Here is a 3421-nt window from a genome sequence, read left to right as displayed (position 1 = left end):
CTGTCGTTTGCGGAGGCCGATCTGCCTCCCGGCCAGCGGGAAAAACTGATGGCCAGCTTCGAGCGGGTTCTGATGCCCGGACTCGATAAAGATCAGTACAGCATTCTGTGGGTGGAGCACGCGGACAAGGGGCGTCTGGAGCTGAACTTTCTGATCCCCAATACCGAACTGCTGACCGGCAGGCGGCTCCAGCCGTACTACGACCGCGCCGACCGGCCGCGCATCGATGCCTGGCAGACCATCGTGAACGGCAGACTGGGGCTGCATGACCCGAACGCGCCGGAAAACCGCCGGGCGCTGGTCACGCCGTCCGGACTGCCGAAAACGAAGCAGGAGGCCACTGAAGCCATCACGCGCGGACTGCTGACCCTTGCTTCGTCCGGGGAGCTGAAAAACCGTCAGGACGTCACTGAGGCGCTGGAACGGTCAGGTTTTGAGGTGGTGCGCACCACGAAAAGCAGTATCAGCATTGCCGACCCGGACGGGGGGCGAAACATCCGACTGAAGGGAGCCATCTATGAGCAGTCTTTTAACGCTGGCGAAGGACTTAGAGCAGCAATCGAAAGCGCAGAAGCAGAGTACCGGCGAGATGCTGAAAGCCGCATTCAGCGAGCACGAGCAGTCTGTCAGAGCGGAACTGAGCGCAAGCGCGAGGAGAATCAGCGACGCCATCCTCGCACACGAGCAGAGTATGAGCGAGGCGATGGAGAAAAACCGGCGGAGCGTACTGCGGACTGCCGGGCGGACATGGTTCACCATCCTGATGGTGTCAGCGCTGCTGATCGGCACGAGCGGGAGCATACTGTGGTGGCAGGGGCAGCAGATAACCGACAATTACACGCATCTTCGTCAGCAGGAAGATACCCTGGCGAAAATGACTGCCCGGACGTGGGGAGTGCGCTATCAGGAGAGCCGCGACGGCCGGAGGTTTCTTATCCTGCCGCCCGGGATGCAAACCGAAGCCATCCCCTACGACGGGACGACATGGATCCGCCTGAAACAGGAGTAGCGGAAAATGACAGAGCTGGAAAAGCAGTTGCTGAGCGCATTAGAGCAGCTACAGCAGGACTACTCGCAAAGGCTGGACGAATGGGAGAGCGCCTTCGCGGAATGGCGGAGCATGTGTGGGCTTATGCAACGGGAGAACGCGGTGCTGAACGAGCGCGTGTCGGACTTGAGCACGCAGGTGCTGAGTTTAAGCGAGCAGCTGCGCCGCTTGTCCGGGAACTGAATGCCATCGAGCTCCGGCAGAGGGAGAATGAGTATCAGAAAACACTGGAGCTGGAGCGCCAGCCGCAGAAAACCTACCGCGGGCCGACACTTTAAACCATCCAGGCAGCTGACAACCCGCACGAAGAGGGGCTCTTATTTCTCCCGCTAAATAGGTTCGTGATCAAAAAGGTCACGACTTATTCAGGAGCGGGAAATGAAGCTGTTAAATCTTATTGAATCATTGCTTAACTGCCTGTATCTGGCGGCGGAGCTGTGGGACTGGCTGGAGAAGCATTTGTCGGTTTTTAAGGCATTGGCGCGGATTTTAGTGTGACTTTAACATCCATGCATCTGGCTGCATGACTATGCACCAGTGTAATATTCAGCGGCTGCGTTTCTGGTGTTTTTTCGTTATGTCTGTCGCCACTTTCTCGCGTCTGGCACCGGAAACGCAGCCAACCCCGTTTCAGCGGTGCGGGCAACGGATGTTATGGTAAATCGAAATTTCTGCTTCGATTTGTTATCGATGTGTCTTTTCGACGATTGTTCTAATTTTTATGCGGTTATTTTTTCAAAAAAAGGTGTTTTATGTCTGGTGATGTTTTTTTAAAGGTTATTAATCTTGAACATCGTGATGATCGTAAGGCTGAGTGCGTAGCGGAATTCTCCCTTGCCGGAATCTCGGCTGGAGATGACTTTTTTTTCAAGGCTTATAGTAAACCTGATTTTGGTGCGCTTGGAGCTAGTCTGAGTCATGCTAACTTAATCGCCAGTTACATATCAGAGTCTGAATGCCAGTACCTAGTTGTTCTAGAAGATGATTTTGAAATTTATAACAAAGAGTCGTTTTTAGATGATCTTACAAAAGCTGTTGCTTGCTCAGATAAATGGGACGTTTTTCTTCTTTCTCATAACCAAGCTGTACCAATTGAAGTTATCGACAATGAGAATGGTTTTTATCGTGTTGTAAATTCTCAAACCGCTTCTGGTTATATTGTTAAGAGACCGTTTGCAACGAAGTTAATGGCTGTTTTTTTTGATTCAGTAATCGGTTTGCAGAATTCAGTTCATCTCGGCGAACAGTCTGGGGCGATGGTGAAGCATTTTTATTGCTTGGATATTCTGTGGAAGAAGCTTCAGACTGAGTTTAATTTTGTTGCTCGATTTCCAGCCTTGTTAAAGCAAAGGGCTAGTTATTCAGACATAGAAAAAAAAGACGTGAATTATGGCGTTTAGCTTTTTGGTGGTGATGGAGTATTAATATTTAACTTAACTTGATATTTGAAACCAGAATAATTATTAAATTTTCACGTACATGATAGGCCTAAATAGGGCTTTACATTGCTTTTCAGTGAACTGACTTTTTTTTCTAAAGTCTGTCTCTTGGAACAGCAATGCATTAATGGCTTTTTCGAAGGTTGTGACCATCAAGTTGATAGCATCATCGAATGGTACGTTGAAATGATTAGGCGCTAAAGAATTCTGCCCCTTGAAAGGATCTTCTTGAGATCATTTATGTCTGAGCGTAATCTCTTGCTCTGAAAACGAAAAAACCACCTGGGGAGGTGGTTTTTCGAAGGTTCAGTAAGTTGGGGAACTTCTGAACCGTGGTAACAGTCTTGTGCGAGACATGTCACCAAATCTGTCCTTCCAGTGTAGCCTCACTCAGGCCGCCACTTCAAGAACTCTCGATACATCTCTCGCACATCCTGTTTACCAGTGGCTACCGCCAATGGCGATTTGTCGTGCCTTTTCGGGTTGGACTCAAGTTGATAGTTACCGGAACGGGCGTGGTAGTCGGACTGAACGGGGGGTTCGTGCATACAGTCCAGCTTGGAGCGAACTGCCTTCCCGGAACYGAGTGTCAGGCGTGGAATGAGATAAACGCGGCCATAACAGCGGAATGACACCGGTAAACCGAAAGGCAGGAACAGGAGAGCGCACGAGGGAGCTACCAGGGGGAAACGCCTGGGATCTTTATAGTCCTGTCGGGTTTCGCCACCACTGATTTGAGCGTCAGATTTTGTGATGCTTGTCAGGGGGGCGGAGCCTATGGAAAAACGGCTTCGCCGCGGCCTTATTGCTTCCCTGCTAAGTTTCTTCCTGGCATCTTCCAGGACATTTCCGCCCCGCCAGTAAGCCATTTCCGCTCGCCGCAGCCGAACGACCGAGCGCAGCGAGTCAGTGAGCGAGGAAGCGGAATATATCC

General features: G+C 50.8%; 3 protein-coding genes and 1 pseudogene. 3 read left to right on the top strand and 1 reads right to left on the bottom strand.

What is annotated here, in order from left to right; all coding sequences use genetic code 11:
- Positions 1–267, bottom strand: a pseudogene (locus F8561_RS24685) (hypothetical protein); the annotation flags it as partial.
- A 250-nt stretch (positions 268–517) separates the two neighbouring features.
- Here F8561_RS24685 and F8561_RS22505 point away from each other — a divergent pair.
- The 3 genes from F8561_RS22505 (at position 518) to F8561_RS22495 (ending at position 2448) form a co-directional block, all read left to right on the top strand.
- A complete protein-coding gene (locus F8561_RS22505) occupies positions 518–1009 on the top strand; it encodes an MbeB family mobilization protein (protein WP_136070821.1) in 492 nt (163 codons plus the stop codon).
- A gap of 6 nt (positions 1010–1015) precedes the next feature.
- Positions 1016–1231, top strand: coding sequence for an MbeD family mobilization/exclusion protein (locus tag F8561_RS22500; protein WP_000137422.1), 216 nt, complete (start codon positions 1016–1018; stop codon positions 1229–1231).
- Between the two features lie 569 nt (positions 1232–1800).
- Positions 1801–2448, top strand: a complete 648-nt coding sequence (locus tag F8561_RS22495) for a hypothetical protein (protein WP_049602451.1) — start codon at positions 1801–1803, stop codon at positions 2446–2448.
- Positions 2449–3421: the final 973 nt, after the last annotated feature.

Origin of the sequence: Enterobacter sp. 198 (assembly GCF_009025585.1) — a bacterium.
In the GTDB taxonomy this organism is placed as follows: Bacteria; Pseudomonadota; Gammaproteobacteria; order Enterobacterales; family Enterobacteriaceae; genus Enterobacter; species Enterobacter ludwigii.
Note: the sequence above shows the minus strand (reverse complement) of the source record. Positions and strands in the feature narration are given on the sequence as shown.

Bases quoted from the DNA above. Each gene is read 5' to 3' on its own strand.
- F8561_RS22500 (WP_000137422.1), top strand. From the start codon at position 1,016: ATGACAGAGCTGGAAAAGCAGTTGCTGAGCGCATTAGAGCAGCTACAG.
- F8561_RS22505 (WP_136070821.1), top strand. From the start codon at position 518: ATGAGCAGTCTTTTAACGCTGGCGAAGGACTTAGAGCAGCAATCGAAA.
- F8561_RS22495 (WP_049602451.1), top strand. From the start codon at position 1,801: ATGTCTGGTGATGTTTTTTTAAAGGTTATTAATCTTGAACATCGTGAT.